At 66.7% G+C, this 15,557-nt stretch carries 15 protein-coding genes and 1 pseudogene; 5 read left to right on the forward strand and 11 right to left on the reverse strand.

Features of this window, described 5'->3' with window-relative positions; translation table 11 throughout:
- Nucleotides 1–209, forward strand: a pseudogene (locus QZ755_RS07800) (MBL fold metallo-hydrolase); the annotation flags it as partial.
- 343 nt (nucleotides 210–552) lie between these two features.
- The gene (locus QZ755_RS07805; protein ID WP_294321633.1) at nucleotides 553–1,512 is read left to right on the forward strand and encodes an IS481 family transposase; all 960 of its coding nucleotides are present in this window, start codon (nucleotides 553–555) and stop codon (nucleotides 1,510–1,512) included.
- A gap of 217 nt (nucleotides 1,513–1,729) precedes the next feature.
- Here QZ755_RS07805 and pobA read toward each other — a convergent pair whose 3' ends face one another.
- The 7 genes from pobA to QZ755_RS07840 all read right to left on the reverse strand — a co-directional run bounded on the left by pobA (nucleotide 1,730) and on the right by QZ755_RS07840 (nucleotide 8,317).
- Entirely contained in the window at nucleotides 1,730–2,899 is a 1,170-nt protein-coding gene (gene pobA, locus QZ755_RS07810) for a 4-hydroxybenzoate 3-monooxygenase (protein WP_294321635.1), read from the reverse strand.
- A complete protein-coding gene (locus QZ755_RS07815) occupies nucleotides 2,896–3,843 on the reverse strand; it encodes a Gfo/Idh/MocA family oxidoreductase (protein ID WP_294321637.1) in 948 nt (315 codons plus the stop codon). The genes pobA and QZ755_RS07815 overlap by 4 nt, the downstream gene beginning before the upstream one ends.
- A gap of 127 nt (nucleotides 3,844–3,970) precedes the next feature.
- The gene (locus QZ755_RS07820) at nucleotides 3,971–4,813 is read right to left on the reverse strand and encodes a class III extradiol dioxygenase subunit beta (RefSeq protein ID WP_294321639.1); all 843 of its coding nucleotides are present in this window, start codon (nucleotides 4,811–4,813) and stop codon (nucleotides 3,971–3,973) included.
- On the reverse strand, nucleotides 4,813–5,223 hold the full coding sequence (gene ligA / locus QZ755_RS07825; RefSeq protein WP_294321640.1) for a protocatechuate 4,5-dioxygenase subunit alpha: 411 nt from the start codon (nucleotides 5,221–5,223) through the stop codon (nucleotides 4,813–4,815). The genes QZ755_RS07820 and ligA overlap by 1 nt, the downstream gene beginning before the upstream one ends.
- Complete coding sequence (locus QZ755_RS07830; RefSeq protein WP_294321642.1) at nucleotides 5,220–6,239, reverse strand: amidohydrolase family protein; 1,020 nt, start codon at nucleotides 6,237–6,239, stop codon at nucleotides 5,220–5,222. The genes ligA and QZ755_RS07830 overlap by 4 nt, the downstream gene beginning before the upstream one ends.
- Nucleotides 6,236–7,066 carry an NAD(P)-dependent oxidoreductase gene (locus tag QZ755_RS07835; protein ID WP_294321645.1) on the reverse strand — a complete coding sequence of 277 codons (831 nt, stop codon included), beginning with the start codon at nucleotides 7,064–7,066 and terminating at the stop codon, nucleotides 6,236–6,238. Before QZ755_RS07835 ends, QZ755_RS07830 begins: the two co-directional genes overlap by 4 nt.
- Before the next feature lie 54 nt (nucleotides 7,067–7,120).
- The gene (locus QZ755_RS07840) at nucleotides 7,121–8,317 is read right to left on the reverse strand and encodes a LysR family transcriptional regulator (protein ID WP_294321648.1); all 1,197 of its coding nucleotides are present in this window, start codon (nucleotides 8,315–8,317) and stop codon (nucleotides 7,121–7,123) included.
- Nucleotides 8,318–8,423: 106 nt separating this feature from the next.
- Between QZ755_RS07840 and QZ755_RS07845 the strand changes: the two genes are divergently transcribed.
- The 3 genes from QZ755_RS07845 to QZ755_RS07855 are packed head-to-tail and all read left to right on the forward strand — an operon-like array spanning nucleotide 8,424 to nucleotide 11,027.
- On the forward strand, nucleotides 8,424–9,095 hold the full coding sequence (locus QZ755_RS07845) for a 4-carboxy-4-hydroxy-2-oxoadipate aldolase/oxaloacetate decarboxylase (RefSeq protein WP_294321649.1): 672 nt from the start codon (nucleotides 8,424–8,426) through the stop codon (nucleotides 9,093–9,095).
- Nucleotides 9,088–10,143, forward strand: a complete 1,056-nt coding sequence (locus tag QZ755_RS07850) for a 4-oxalomesaconate tautomerase (protein ID WP_294321650.1) — start codon at nucleotides 9,088–9,090, stop codon at nucleotides 10,141–10,143. The genes QZ755_RS07845 and QZ755_RS07850 overlap by 8 nt, the downstream gene beginning before the upstream one ends.
- Nucleotides 10,140–11,027, forward strand: a complete 888-nt coding sequence (locus QZ755_RS07855; RefSeq protein WP_294321651.1) for an amidohydrolase family protein — start codon at nucleotides 10,140–10,142, stop codon at nucleotides 11,025–11,027. Before QZ755_RS07850 ends, QZ755_RS07855 begins: the two co-directional genes overlap by 4 nt.
- Before the next feature lie 54 nt (nucleotides 11,028–11,081).
- On the opposite strand, the gene QZ755_RS07860 is transcribed toward QZ755_RS07855, so the two are convergent.
- From QZ755_RS07860 to QZ755_RS07875, 4 genes are read right to left on the reverse strand one after another with little or no spacing between them, the layout of a single operon-like run.
- Entirely contained in the window at nucleotides 11,082–12,815 is a 1,734-nt protein-coding gene (locus QZ755_RS07860) for a tannase/feruloyl esterase family alpha/beta hydrolase (protein ID WP_294321652.1), read from the reverse strand.
- A gap of 14 nt (nucleotides 12,816–12,829) precedes the next feature.
- On the reverse strand, nucleotides 12,830–13,348 hold the full coding sequence (locus QZ755_RS07865; RefSeq protein WP_294321653.1) for a DUF3237 domain-containing protein: 519 nt from the start codon (nucleotides 13,346–13,348) through the stop codon (nucleotides 12,830–12,832).
- A gap of 60 nt (nucleotides 13,349–13,408) precedes the next feature.
- Complete coding sequence (locus tag QZ755_RS07870) at nucleotides 13,409–14,398, reverse strand: alpha/beta hydrolase (protein WP_294321655.1); 990 nt, start codon at nucleotides 14,396–14,398, stop codon at nucleotides 13,409–13,411.
- A 21-nt stretch (nucleotides 14,399–14,419) separates the two neighbouring features.
- The gene (locus QZ755_RS07875) at nucleotides 14,420–15,469 is read right to left on the reverse strand and encodes an alpha/beta hydrolase (RefSeq protein ID WP_294321657.1); all 1,050 of its coding nucleotides are present in this window, start codon (nucleotides 15,467–15,469) and stop codon (nucleotides 14,420–14,422) included.
- Nucleotides 15,470–15,557: the final 88 nt, after the last annotated feature.

The raw sequence follows: 15,557 nt of genomic DNA on the forward strand, positions 1-15,557 counted from the left end.
GCGAGCAGCGGCGCGCCAGCGTCCATGTTCACGACGGTGTGACCGAGGACGACTTCGTCGCGATGCGCGAGCAGCGGGACGCCGGACTCTCGGTGCCCAAGCTCCTGCTGCCGTCGATACAGGTCAACATCCGAGCAGGCCGCTTCCAAGAGGCGCAGGCCAACGGCGTGACCTATCTGCGCATCCCGGTAAAGTGGGTAGCTGATTAAAATGGCAGCGAGGCTTTACTGCCGGCTTCGTTGAAACGTCAGCCGTATCGCGCGCGCATCACCGGCGGGCGATGGAAATTGTCCAACAATCTGAGTGCCCAGCTTTGTCCCCTGTGGGGCACCACTTTTCTTCAGATACATGACGAAGCTTGACGCGATGTTGCCTTGTGGAAGGCCGTTCGCCTTGGTCGGCGCTTGGGTTGGGACTGGGGCGCGTTGGGTAGGCAATTCTAACTCGATAGAGCGACAAGCGTGTCGTTTCTGTATTCAGCGACCCATTGCCTAGGTGTTTGATCCCACGGTTTGATGGTGCGATCCTTTCGTTGGAATGGAAGGAAGCCGCATGGGACATGTTCGTCATGGGTGCGCCACGACCACGCACGCCGTCCGAGCAGCAATACAGCGATCGCAAGCTTCGCTCGCGACGCTGAGCCGAGAGCTGGGGATCAACCCGAAGACGGTCGCGAAGTGGCGGAAACGGGCGACGGTCGAGGATCTGAAGACCGGGCCGAAGGCTCCTCATTCAACCACCTTGTCCGAGGCCGAGGAGGCAATGGTTGTGGCGTTCCGGCGCCACACGCTGCTGCCGCTCGACGACTGCCTGTACGCGTTGCAGCCGTCGATTCCGCACCTGACGCGGTCAGCGCTGCATCGTTGTCTCCAGCGGCACGGCATCTCCCGCCTGCCGGACATCGAAGGCGACAAGCCGAAGCGTCAACGCTTCAAGCGTTATCCCATCGGCTTCTTCCACCTCGATATCGCCGAGGTGCAGACCGCCGAAGGCAAGCTTTACCTGTTCGTCGCCGTTGATCGCACGAGCAAGTTCGCGGTCACCCAGTTGGTCGACAAGGCGGACAGGCGAACCGCGTGGGAGTTCCTCGAACACCTGCTGAAGGCCGTGCCTTACCGCATCCACACCATCCTGACCGACAACGGCATCCAGTTTGCCGACCAGCCTCGTAACCGCAACACCGCCTGGTCGCGTCAGATGCGCTTCGACATGATCTGCGAGGCGAACGACATCGAGCACCGTCTGACAAAGCTGAACCATCCGTGGACCAACGGCCAAGTCGAACGGATGAACCGCACCATCAAGGAAGCGACCGTCAAACGCTTCCATTACGAGAGCCACGGCCAGCTGCGCACGCACCTCGCCGACTTCATGGCAGCCTACAACTTCGCCCGCCGACTCAAGACGCTCAGCGGGCTCACCCCCTACGAATACATCGCCAAGATCTGGACCTCAGAGCCAGACCGGTTCATCGTTGATCCGATCCACCAGATGCCGGGACTGAACACCTAGGTTCTTGCGTCTCTTACTCACTACTAGCGTCTATTTCTAACGGTGCAGGATTTGTATGTGCAGGTCCATCAGGTCGCTTTCGAGCGTCACGGGCCTACGATCAAGCCGCTTGGCAACTTAAATCGAGTTCTACAGCGGTAAAATCCTGTCCCCGCAACCATCTCGATCTGTCCAGCCTCGAACGCACCAGCGTCCGGGGCTTTTTCGCGTCCGGCGGCTATAACGGCAACCCGACATAATTCTCCGCGATCGCCGTCTGCATCGTGCGCGACGTGGCCACGTAATCCAGCTCGGCGGTCTGCATCCGGTGTTCGAACGCCCCGTCTTCCGGGAAGCGGTGCATCAATTTGGTCAGATACCAGCTGAACCGCTCGGCCTTCCAGATTCGTGCCAGCGCGCGGGGCTGGTAGCCGGTCAAACCGGTATCGTCACCGCGCTTGAAAAATGCGATCAGCGCGTCCGACAGATAGGCGACGTCGGATGCCGCAAGGTTCAGCCCCTTGGCCCCGGTTGGCGGAACGATGTGTGCGCTGTCGCCGGCCAAGAACAGGCGGCCATGACGCATCGTTTCGAACACATAGGAGCGCAGCGGCGCGATCGACATTTCCAGCGCCTGCCCGCGTGCCACGCCGTGGTGAGAAAGCGGATCGAACCGTTCGGACAATTCGTCCCACAGCCGGTCCTCGCTCCAATCCTCGACCCGGTCGGTAAGCGGTACCTGGATATAATAGCGGCTGCGCGTCGCCGAACGCATCGATGCCAGCGCGAAGCCGCGATCGGTGTTGGCGTAGATCAGTTCGGGATGGCAGGGCGGTACATCCGCCAGGATACCCAGCCAGCCGAACGGATATTCCCGTTCGAACTCGCGCACCGCCGATGCGGGGATCGCCTTGCGTGAGGGGCCGTGAAACCCGTCGCAACCGATGATGAACTGCGTATCGATCCTGGTCGCCACGCCGTCCCTGGTAAAGGTAACGAACGGCGCGTCGGTATCGATGTCGTACAGCGCCACGTCCTTGGCTTCGTAAACGATCGTCAGGCCGCGTTCGGCGGCCGCATCCATCAGGTCGCGCGTGACCTCGGTCTGGCCATATACCGTGACGTGCTTGTCGGTCAGCGCCTTGATATCGATACGGATCAGATGGTCGGCGGTGGCCAGGTTGAAGCCTTCCTCGACCAGTCCTTCCGCCCGCAACCGCTGGTCGAGACCAAGCCGGGCCATCAGGCCGGTCGTCACCGCTTCCAGCACCCCGGCCCGGATGCGGCCGAGGACATAGTCGGGAGATTGACGTTCAACGAGGATGCAGTCGATTCCCTCGGCGCGCAGCAAGTGGCCGAGCAACAGGCCGGACGGACCTGCGCCGATGATGACGACCGGAGCCCTCATCGTGCGGCCGCCAGTTGCCGGTCGAGGGCGTCGAGGATGCGGTAGCAGGGCATGACCTGTGCCACGCTGGCATTGGGTTCGCGCCCTTCGCGGATCGCGGCAATGAATTCGCGGTCCTGCAGTTCGATCCCGTTCGACGACACCGCCACGCCCGACAGGTCGATCGGTTCTTCCTTGCCGGTCACCAGATCGTCGTAGCGCGCGATATAGGTGCCGGTGTCGCCGATATAGCGGAAGAAGGTGCCGAGCGGCCCGTCATTGTTGAACGACAGCGACAGGGTGCAGATCGCACCGCTTTCCGCCTTCAGCTGAATCGACATGTCCATCGCGATACCGAGATCGGGGTGGTGCGGTCCTTCGATCGCATTCGCCTGCACGATCGGCCCGGCCTGATAGGCAAAGAGGTCGACGGTGTGCGCGGCGTGGTGCCACAGCAGATGGTCGGTCCACGACCGCGGCTGCCCCTTCGCATTGATGTTCTTGCGGCGGAAGAAATAGGTCTGCACGTCCATCTGCTGGAGATGCAGTTCGCCCGCCGTGATCTTGTCGTGGACGAACTGGTGGCTGGGGTTGAAGCGCCGGGTGTGACCGCACATCGCGGTCAGGCCGGTTTCCTGCGCCTTGGCCAGCACCGCTTCGCCATCGGCCAGGCTGTCGCACAGCGGAATTTCGACCTGAACGTGCTTGCCCGCGTCGAGGCACTGGATCGCCTGCGCGGCGTGCATCTGGGTCGGGGTGCAAAGGATCACCGCGTCGAGGCCGGGGATCGCCAGCGTTTCGGCAAGGTCGGTAGTGGCGTGACCGATGCCGTATTTCGCGGCCACCGCCTGGGTCGGTTCGAGATTGCGGCCAACGACCGAGACGACTTCTACGCCGTCGATGTTCTTCAGGCCGTCGAGATGCTTTTCACCGAATGCGCCGGCGCCTGCGAGTGCGATTTTCATACTGATCTCCCTCTCCCCGCTTGCGGGGAGAGGGCTGGGGAGAGGGGCAGTCTCTCATTCCCAGCCCTGTCGTTCTTGGTTGTCGACTGCCCCTCTCCCAACCCTCTCCCCTGCAGGGGAGAGGGCTTTAATTGTCTGGTTGCAGCACGAGATGGCCGATCGCGGTGTTGCTGCACGGGACGTGGTAGTGACGGTGTAGCGCCTTGGTCCTCTTGCCCATGGCGCCGCGCATGATGAGCCACATTACCATCTCGATCCCTTCGGACCCGGTTTCGCGCAGATATTCGATGTGCGGGATATGACGCAGCCGGTCGGTGTCGCCGATCATACCGTCCAGAAAGTCATTGTCCCATTCGGCGTTGATGAGGCCGGCGCGCGGCCCCTGCAACTGGTGGCTCATGCCGCCGGTGCCCCACACCTGTACGTTCAGATCCTCCGGGAAGCTGGCGACGGCCCGCGCGATCGCCTCGCCTAGCGCCCAGCAGCGATTGCCCGATGGCGGGGGATAGGTGACGACGTTGACCGCGAGCGGGATGACCTTGACCGGCCATTCCGCCACATCGCCGAACATCATGCTGAGCGGTACGGTCAGCCCGTGATCGACATCCATCTCGTTGATGATGGTCATGTCGAATTCGTCGAGGATCAGGCTCTGCGCGATGTGCCAGGCGAGGTCGGGATGCCCGTGGACGGCGGGCACCTGCCGCGGGCCCCAGCCTTCGTCGGCGGGCTGATAGGTTTCGCCGCAGCCGATCGCGAAGGTCGGGATGAACTTCATGTCGAAGGCGGACGCATGGTCGTTATAGACGAGGATGACGACGTCGGGTTTCTCCGCCTGTTCCCATGCGCGGGTCCAGTCGTATCCGGCGAAGATCGGGCCGAAATACTCGTCGCGATCCTTTTTCAGGTCGTGCGCGACACCGAGCAGGGGAACGTGGCTGGTCGCCACGCCGGCGGTGATGCGGGCCATTATCGCGGGTCCTTCTTGGAACGGACGCCGTTGGGCGAACGGCCGCCAGCGTTCATCATCGCCTGATAATCCTCGACCGACACGCCGGTCATGGTGCTGACCGCCTGTACGAAGCTCAGGCCGTCGGTCGAGAACACCTTGGCGAGGAAATAGATGTTGCCGCCCAAGTCGAGGCAGCGGTTGTAATCGCGCGACAGGATCGCCTCGCGCTGGTCGTCGCTCAGCGGCCATTCGTCGAGATAGGCCGCCTCGTCCGCCTTCCACCGTTCGCGGTTCTCGGGTTTCATCAGGCTCATGGCGAACTGGTTCATGTGATAGCCCTGTCGCGCCCGCGCGGCGGTGAAGACGCGGGTGCCGGGAATATCCTCGAACTCGGCGAGATAGGCGTGGATGTCCCTTGGCTCGCTCACCGGCCGCGCTCCTTCAACAGCGTGTCGAGACGCGGGAAGACGCGGCGGGCATTGCCCGCGAAGATCGCGGCGCGGTCCGCATCCGTGATGTCCAGCGCGTCGACATAGCGTTTGGTGTCGTCGAAATATTGCCCGGTCGTCGGATCGATGCCGCGCACCGCGCCGACCATCTCGCTGCCGAACAGGATGTTCTTGTTGTCGATCACGTCCGCCAGCAGGTCGATGCCCGGTTGGTGATAGACGCAGGTGTCGAAGAAGATGTTGTTCATCAGATGCGTGTCGAGCGCGGGCTTCTTCAGCATGTCGGCCAACCCCCGATAGCGCCCCCAGTGATAGGGGACCGCGCCGCCGCCATGCGGGATGATGAACTTCAGCGTCGGGAAATCGGCGAACAGGTCGCCCTGCAGCAGCTGCATGAAGGCGACGGTATCGGCGGCGATATAATAGCCGCCGGTCGCGTGCATCGCCGGATTGCAGCTGCCCGACACGTGGATCATCGCCGGCACGTCCAGCGCGACCATCGCTTCGTAAAAGGGATACCAGTAGCGATCGGTCAGCGGCGGATGGGTGAAATGGCCGCCGCCGGGATCGGGGTTCAGGTTGCAGCCGACAAAGCCCAGCTCGCGCACGCAGCGTTCCAGCTCGGCGACGCTTGCGGTCATGTCCGCCTTCGGGCTTTGCGGCAACATGCATACGCCGACGAAGGTTTCGGGAAACAGGCCGACGACGCGCGCGATCAGGTCGTTGCAACGCCGTGCCCATTCGATCGCCATGGCTTCGTCGCCGACATGCGGCGCCATGGCGGAGGCGCGCGGCGAGAAGATCGTCAGATCGGCGCCGCGTTCCTTGATAAGGCGCAATTGGTTCGCCTCGATCGTCTGACGGATATCGGCGTCGGTGATGTCCGGATAGGGCGGGGCGGGTTCCCCGGCCTGGTAGGCCGCGACCTGCGCTTCGCGCCATGCGTCATGTGCCCTGGGCAGCACGGTGTAATGGCCGTGGCAGTCGATAATCATGCAGTGTCTCCCAAAGCGGCGAGCTTGGCGGTCAGGCCATCGGGCGGGGTGAGGCCGAGGCTGCCGAGCGCACGCTGCCGCAGGATCGTGCCGCGCGTCATGGCCGGTTCGACGCCCAGCGCCTCCAGCGTGACGGCGACCTCCTCCATCTCGGCGGCGCGGCGCTGGCCATGCGCCATCATCCGGTCGAGATTATAATCGATCCGGGTTTCCCACCCCTGCAGCTTCCAGCTGGCGTCGAGCGAGGCGATCACCGCATCGCGCACCCCGGCGCGGTCGGCAGCCAATGCGCATTCGGCGGTCAGCGCCTCCAGCCCCTTCACCATCACCGACCGGATCATCTTGATCGACGAAGCCGCGCCGATGGTCGGGCCGGCGATGGTGATGTTGGTAAAGCCATGACCGCGCAACACCACCTCGGCCTCCGCTGCGTGTGGCCCCGCGAGCAGCAGCGGTACGGCGAGCCGGGCGGGCAGGACCGGCGCCATGACCGCGACGTCGACATAGCGTCCGCCGGCGGCAGTAATCGCTTGCGCCGCGGCACGCTTGGTGCCGGGAGCGACGCTGTTCATATCGAGCCACAGCGCATGGGGAGCGAGCAGCGCGGCATAGGTGCGCGCAGCGGGCAGTGCCTGGTCCGCGGTTACCAGCGAGAAGATCGCGTCGGCATCGCCCAGCGCGGCCTGCGGCGTGTCACAGCCGAGGACGCCGGCGGCGCTGTACGCCTCACCCAGCGCCGCGCCCTTTCGGTCATAGGCGCAAATGCCCGGCCGGGCGAATGCCTGCCCCGCTTCCCCGAACCCGATCGATGCGATGGTGGTTGCCATGCATCATGGGGTGGCAGGCGACGCTTTTCACCGCCAATCGGAAAGCGCCGGCGATTATCGGTTTTCCTGAAGTCTTGTTTCCTGCGACGCGCGTTCCAACAGCGCTATCAACCGTGCCTGCCCGGCGGTCGGACGCCATCCGGTGCGAGTAGTGATGCCGATGGTGCGGACCGTATCGGTCAGTTCAGGCCCGATCCGCACCAGCAATCCGGCATCGACCTCCAACGCGACCTGATCGGGGGACAGCAGGGTCAGCAGGTCGCTTTTCGCCAGCAGCCCGCGAATGACCATCACCGACCCGCATTCGACCGGCACCGGGGGTAGGGGACGACCAGCGAACAGCGTTTCCCAATGGCTGCGCAGCGGCGTGCCGACCGGCCCCACGACCCATTGCTGGGCAGCGAGCCGGGCCAGATCGACTGCCTGACCCGCGAGCGGATGGCCGGCGCGCGCAAAGATGGCGAGCCGGTCGGTGAAGAGCGGCGCCTGATCGATCCCGGCGGGCGGATCGCTGCGCAGCGCCCCGATCATCAGGTCGATCACGCCGTCGAGCAGCGGGTCGACCAGCTCGCGCCACGACCCCTCCACCACGTCGATCACCGTGCCGCGCGCATCGGCGAGGAACAGCGCAAGGGCATGGGGCAGCAGCAGCGCACGGCTGAGCGGCATCGCGCCGATCGCGATGCGTCCGCCTTCGTCGGCGTCGCCGCGCGCCTCGACGATGCCCGCCGCGATCTCGCCCGCCGCCAGTCGTACGCCGCGTGCCAGCGCGCGGCCGGCGGCGGTCAGCACCATGCCGCGCCCGCGTCGTTCGGCCAGCGGCGTCGCCCAGATCGCCTCCAGTTCGCGTACCGCGCGATGGATCGCCGGTTGCGACAGCCCGCTGCTTGCCGCCGCGCCGGCAAAACCGCCGGCATCGGCGAAATGCAGGAACGCCTCCGCCTGGGTCGCGGTCATCAGCGCGTCGGGCCGGGCAAAGCTGCGCTTGCCGCCGCGCCGCCCGATTGCGGCCAGCAGGGCGAAGGCACGTTCGGTCCGCTCGGCCAGCGCCTGCCCCGCGGCGGTGGCGGTCATGCCGTCGGGGTGCCGCTCGAACAATTGCGTGCCGAGCTGTCGCTCCAGCTTGCCAAGACCCTGGGTCAACGCGGGTTGTGACAGGCCGGCGGCATCGGCGGCGCGGTTCAGGCTGCGCTCGGCGACGATATGGCCGATCGCGCGCAGGTGGCGCAGGTTGAGGTCGAACGGCTTCACGGGACGCGGATATAGCAAAAACTTATCGGGTGCGCGCAAGATGGATTGGCATAACCGGGCGCGACGCGGGACGGACGATCCGACTTACCCGAACGGAAGGACCGCCATGAACGTCGTCGTGCAGCATATCGAACGGGCCGATGCGGCGGTCATCGACGGCCTTGCCGCGGCTGGGGTCGCGACGGTGCATGAGGCGCAGGGGCGGATCGGGCTGCTGGGGCACCAGCTGCGCCCGATCTATTCCGGTGCGCGGATCGCGGGCAGCGCGGTGACGATCTCCGCCGCGCCCGGCGATAACTGGATGGTGCATGTTGCGATCGAACAGTTGCAGGCGGGCGACATCCTCGTGCTGGCGCCGACATCGCCCTGTGTCGATGGCTATTTCGGCGACCTGCTGGCGACCAGCGCGATGGCGCGTGGTTGTCGCGGGCTGGTGATTGACGCCGGGGTGCGCGATGTGCGCGACCTGACGCAGATGGGCTTTCCGGTATGGTCGAAGGCGGTGTTCGCGCAAGGAACGGTCAAGAACACGCTCGGATCGGTGAACGTGCCGGTCGTCTGCGCCGGGGCGGGTGTGGAGGCGGGCGACGTGATCGTGGCGGACGACGACGGCGTATGCGTGGTGAAGCGTGCAGATGCGGCGGCGGTGCTGGTTAAGGCGCGCGCGCGCGAGGCGGCCGAGGAGGGCAAGCGGGTGCGGCTGGCGGCCGGGGAACTGGGCCTCGACATCTACGACATGCGCCCGCGCCTTGAAGCGATGGGGCTGAAATATGTCTGACGGCGTGCGGTGCATGTGGATGCGGGGTGGATCGTCGAAGGGCGGCTATTTCCTGAAGGACGACCTGCCCGCCGACCCCGCCGTACGCGACGCGTTCCTGTTGCGCGCCATGGGATCGCCCGATCCGCGGCAGATCGACGGCATGGGCGGCGCGGACCCGCTGACCAGCAAGGTGGCGGTCGTGAGCCGCTCGACGCGCGACGGCGTGGACGTCGATTATCTGTTCCTGCAGGTGTTCGTCGACCAGGCGATCGTGACCGATGCGCAGAATTGCGGCAACATCCTGGCGGGCGTGGGCCCGTTCGCGATCGAGCGCGGGCTGGTCGCGGCGCAGGCTGGTGAGACGCGGGTCGCGATCTTCATGGAGAATACGGGGCAGGTCGCGGTCGCCACGGTGCAGACGCCGGGCGGCCGCGTGATCTATGCCGGTGATGCGGCGATCAGTGGTGTGCCCGGCACCGCCGCGCCGGTGCCGCTGGCGTTCCGCGATACGGCTGGGGCGTCGTGCGGGGCGCTGCTGCCGACTGGGAACGGGGTCGATAGCATCGACGGTATCGCGGTCACGATGATCGACAACGGCATGCCCTGCGTCGTGATCGCGGCGAGCGATGTCGGCATCACCGGCTATGAGGATCGCGAAACCCTCGACGCGAACGACGCGATGAAGGCGAAGGTGGAGGCGATCCGGCTGCAGGCGGGACCGCTGATGAACCTGGGCGACGTGACCGCGAAGTCGGTGCCCAAGATGATGCTGGTCGCCGCCCCCAGGGACGGCGGGGCGATCGCGGTGCGGTCGCTGATCCCGCACCGGGTCCATGCGTCGATCGGCGTGCTGGGGGCGGTGAGTGTTGCGACGGCGTGCCTGATCGAAGGATCGCCTGCCGCCTCCGTCGCGCGGGTGCCGGCGGGACGGCAACTGACGCTGGGCGTCGAGCATCCGACCGGCGTTACCGAATGCGTCGTCACGCTGGACGATGCGGGACAGCCGGTCGAGGCGGGGATGCTGCGCACCGCGCGCAAATTGATGGACGGGGAGATTTTTGCGTGAAGGACGAACAGGGACGCATCCGCAGCTGGACGCTGGAGCCGTCGACCCCGCGCTTCACCCCGCCGCCGGGGGCGGTCGATGCGCATTGCCACGTCTTCGGCCCGCAGGCGGAATTTCCGTTCAGCGCCAAGGCGAAGTACCTGCCGCAGGATGCCGGCCCGGATGCGCTGTTCGCGTTGCGCAAGGCGCTGGGCTTCAGCCGCAACGTCATCGTGCAGGCAAGCTGCCACGGCACCGACAATCGCGCGACCTTGCACGCCATCGCGGTGTCGGACGGGACCTGTCGCGGGGTGGCGGTGGTCGATCCCGCGATTACCGATGCGGAGCTGGATGCGCTGCACGCGGGCGGCATTCGCGGGGTGCGCTTCAATTTCCTCAAGCGACTGGTCGACGATGCGCCAAAGGACAAGTTCCTTGACGTCGCGCAGCGCATCGCGCGGCTCGGCTGGCATGTCGTCGTCTATTTCGAGGCGGATCTGCTGGAGGAAATGCGCCCCTTTCTGGCGGCGATCCCGGTGCCGGTGGTGATCGACCATATGGGACGGCCCGACGTCACCCAGGGGCCGGACGGCGCGGACCTGGCCGCATTCCGGTCGCTGCTCGACAGCCGCGATGACATCTGGACCAAGGTGACGTGCCCCGACCGGCTGGACCCGGCGGGGCCGCCCTATGCCGATTTCGTGGCGGCGGTGCGGCCGCTGGTCGAGGCTTATCCGGACCGCGTGCTGTGGGGGACGGACTGGCCGCATCCGAATATGGAGAGCGTGCTGCCCGACGACGGTGCGCTGGTCGATGTGATCCCGGCGATCGCGCCGACGACCGAATTGCAGCGGAAGCTGTTGGTCGACAACCCGATGCGGCTATACTGGCCGGAGGAAGGATAAACTTCGAACCCCATCGTCATTCCCGCGGAGGCAGGAGTGACGATGGAGGGGGCGTTACGCCTTCTGACAGGTGAAGGCCGTCGCTTTTTCCGTATCGGTCGCCCCCGCCACCGGCCGGGCGACCAGCGGGTAGGGGCAGAGCGGGCGGGTGCGGCCGGGCCATGGCGTCATCGGGCCGGCGCTGGCCTCGATCCGGTCGGGGGCCTGCCCCTGTTCGACCCAGCGGACCAGCGCGCCCAGCCCGTCGAACTGGTCGGTGGCCGGCCCGCCCTGGCAATGCGCCATGCCGGGCACCGGGAAGACGCGGACGAACGACGCGGCCTGCCCGCCGTTCCTGCCGTCGACATCGTTCCACCATGCGATGGTGTCGTTGATCGAGAACACCGGGTCGGACGCGCCGTGCGGAACGATCATCCGCCCGCCATGCCTGCGGAAAGCGGACAGGTCGCTCGACCGCGCGGCGATGTCCGCCCATGCCGATCGCGGAAAGCCCGGCGCGGTGGCATGGATCCTGGCGGGATCGCGATCGAAGTCATAGGCCATGGCATAGTCCATCCCCGCCTGTGGTCCGGGACCCAGCGCGCGCGGCGGCGTGGAGAAGATCGTGGCGAGCGCCGGCGCCCCCATGCCCGCGTTGATCGCGGGGACGGCCGGCGTCTCCAGCCCCATCTTCCAGATGCGCCAGCCATTGTCGGCCATGCCGGCATCCCACGGGAAGCTGGCGTAGAGCGCCTGTCCCCGGCTGTCGCGCGGGCCGCCGAACCCGCGCACCATCGCATCGATCTGTGCCGGGGCAAGGCAGCTCTGGTTCTTCTGTCCGCTGCACTGGCGCGCACGCAGTTCGCGGACGACCTCCGGGGTGCTGCATTGTGCGAACGCACCGACCAGCCCGTCGGCAAGGCCGTCCTTCGCATCGCACGCCGCCAGCACCGCCTGCCGCGCGAGCAGCAGGTCGGCGTTGGAGAACGCCTGTGCCAGCCGCGCAATGGGTACGCTCTGTTCACCGGCCACGCGGACGACGGCCGCATAGCTTTGTGTGTCCCATGCCTCGGCGATCGCCGCCTTGGGCAGGGCGAAGCCCGGCGCGGCGGCGAGGATGCCGTCGAACGCGTCGGGATAGCGCTGGGCAAAGGCCATGCCTTCCTGCCCACCCTTCGAACAGCCCGCGAAATAGCTGTGTGCCGGATCGCCGCCATAGCGCCGCCGAAGGATCGCGCGAGCGGCGTCGTAGCTGGCCTTCAGCGCGGCATGGCCATAGTCGGCGCGCGCCTGTGCATCGAAGCCGAACGCCACCGTCCCGCCGCGTGCCGGATCGGCGTTTGTCTCGTTCGAATGGCCCGAATCCTGGCTGATGACGGCAAAGCCCTGTGCCAATGCGGTCTGTCCGGCGTTCAGCGGGCCGATCGCCGAACCGATATCGCCATTGGTGCCGCCACCGCCCTGGAACAGGAACCGCCGGTTCCACTGGTCGGGCAGGCGCATCCGGAAATGGATGGCGTATTTCTGGCCGTCCTGCCCGGTGCGTTCGCGTAAGGTGCCGGTGACCTCGCAATGCGCGGGCAGGGGGGCGGTCTTGGCCCCCATCCCCATGTCGACGACCATCCCGGCGGCGCGGTCGTCGGCGGTCAGGATGCGCATGGTCGGATCGCTCCAACCGCCCGCCATCAGCGCGGCACAGCCCTGCGGCGCGGATGCCTGCGTCGTGGCCACCGGCGTCACCGGGGTCGCGCATCCTGCCAGTGCCGATCCGGCCAGCATCGCGGCGATCGTGATCGATCGTTGCATCATGTCGCGCTCCATCGTCATGCCAGTTGATAGACGGTGATCCGCACCGCCGCGCCGTCCGCCGGATCGGCTGGGCCGACCGTGCCGAGGAAATTGCCCTGGTTCAGCCATTGATGCTTGCCCAACGGCACTTCGAACACCGGGGTCGTGCGGACCTTTCCGTCGAACACGACGCCCTTATTAGTGATGTGGATCAGCGTGCCGTCGCGCTCGCGCATCAGATAGGCGGCTTCGAGCAGGGTCGATCCGTCGGCGCGGACCAGTTGCCAGTCCATCCCTTCGGGCAGGATCGTGCCGGAGAGGCGCGGTCCGGCGAAGCGGCCGCCGGTGATCGGAATGCGGATACGCTTGCCAAGCGGCGTCGCGCCGACCTCCTCCGCCTTGCCCAGCGTCACGATCGCTTCATAAGCGAAGGTCAGGCCGATGCTGGTCAGCCGTTCGGGTGGAGTGGCCGCCAGCGCCGGCAACGCGGCCGATCCCGCCAGGGCGGCCGACGCCCCGAGGATCGAGCGCCGGGTCAAACCGTCGGTCTTCACGTCCGGCATTCTCGATCCTCTCGTTATTTGCTATTATGCATAGCTAAAATCGATGGGGCGTCAACCGGCGCTTGGCGTCGCCTTCGCAGATTCCCGTTGCAGCCAATGGTCGAAGGCCTCGACCCAGTGGCCGGCGGGCAGAGTGGACGATCCGACGCCGAAGCCATGGCCGCCTTCGGCCAGGAAATGCGCCTCGACCGGGCGACCGGCGCGGCGCAGCGCGGCCATCATCGCCAGGCTGTTGTCTGGGACGACCGCGCCATCGTCCATCGCGTGCAGCAGGAAGGTCGGCGGCGTGGTCGCCGTCACATGATCGACGGGCGATCGCCGCGCGACCGCCGTCGCATCGGGCTTCGGCCCCAGCAGCCGTTCGGCGGACAGGGCATGGGTAAAGGGTGCGCTGGCGGCGATCACCGGATAGATCAGTGCAGCGGCATCGGGCCGGGCGTCGATCCGGTCGGTGGCGTCGCGCGGGGCATAGACGCCTTGCGCGAAATCGGTTTCCAGCGTGGCGGCCAGATGCCCGCCCGCCGAAAAGCCCAGCACCGCGACCCGGTGCGGGTCCAGCCCGTCCTTCGTGGCGGCGGCGCGGACCATGCGCAGGCCGCGCTGCGCATCCTGCAAGGGCACGTCCGACCGGTTGGCCCAGCCTTCGCCCGGCAGGCGATAGACGAGGACATAGACGGTATAGCCCAGCGCGTTCAGCCGCTCCGCGATCTCAACGCCTTCGTTGCCGATCGACAGGAAGTCATAGGCCCCGCCGGGGATGACCATTACCGATGCGCCATTGGCACGTGCCGGGCGGAACAGGCGCAGGCCGGGCCGGTCGATATTGCGCAGGAAGGTCGCCGGGCTGTCGGCGGGCACGGCGACCCGGCGGAAACCGCCGCCGGGCGGGGTGCCGGTCCATAGCGGCACGAACGGTGCGGCGGTCCATGCCGCCGGCGGGGCGGGGCGTTCAGCCACGACGCCCTGCGCGGCAACGGCGCCGGGCAGCAGGGCGAGCGACAACAGCAACGCGGCGCGAAGGGGCAGGGAACGGGCGGCCATGGGCAATATCCTGTCGATGAGTCATGTCGGCGTGCCGTCGGACCCGAAGGCACGGCGCAGCGCGGCGATCTTGGCGGCGGTAAAGCGCTTGGCAAGCCCGGTATCGGGGGCGACCGCATCGAACCCGTGGAACGCCCCCGGCGTCACGACCAGTTCGGTCGGCACCCCCGCCGCGATCAGCCGCCGGGCATAATCGATGTCCTCCTCGACGAACAGGTCGACCGAACCGACGCCGATGAAGGTCGGCGGCAGGCCCGACAGGTCGCGCACCCGTGCCGGAACGCCGGCGACGGGCACCGCCGCGCCGCCGGGTGCCTGCCCCAGAAAGGATTTCCAGCCGAAGACGTTGGCGGGCGCGTCCCATCCGACCTTGCCGATGAACGGGGGTATCGCGCGGCTGCTGCCGGTACGGTCGTCCAGCATCGGATAGATCAGCACCTGCGCGCACAGTGGCACGCTGCGCCGGTCGCGCGCCATCAGCGCCAGCAGCGCGGCATGGCCGCCGCCGGCACTTTCGCCCAACAGCGCGATCCGGCCCGGATCGACGCCGAGCGTTGCGGCATTGGCATGCAGCCACAGCAGCGCGGCGTGATTGTCGGCGACCGACCCGGCATAGGTGGTTTCGGGGGCCAGCCGATATTCGACGGTGACGATCGCGCAGTCGAGCTGTCGGGCGATGTCCTGGCACTGCAGGACCGACCCCTTGGCTGAACCGACGATATAGCCGCCGCCATGGGTGTGCAGGATCGCCGGGCGACGCGTGCCGGGCTTCGCATTGATGACATAGATCGTTACCGGCGGCTGTCCGGCGGCGCCGGGGATGCGGCGTTCGACATAGGGGATGTCGGTCGCGGGCGGCGGCTGCGGGCCGGCGCGCATCGTTCGATAAGCCTGCGTGATCGGCGGCATCGCGGCCACCATCGCCTGGATCTGTCGCGCGGCGGCACGTAGTTCGGGGGCAACCGCCGCGATCGGGTCGAGCGGTGTCGCCGCCAGCGACCGGACTGGCAACATCGCCGCGATTCCCGTCAGCGCCGCACCGCGCAGCAGATCCCGTCGTTCCAGTGTCATCCCGCTCTCCCAATTGCGGCGCGTCCGATTCCTGTCGATCGGTTTGCGTCTTCGTTATGATCGATAACGTTATTTTCGTACGTGGCAA

Origin of the sequence: uncultured Sphingomonas sp. (genome assembly GCF_913776855.1) — a bacterium.
In the GTDB taxonomy this organism is placed as follows: domain Bacteria; phylum Pseudomonadota; class Alphaproteobacteria; order Sphingomonadales; family Sphingomonadaceae; genus Sphingomonas.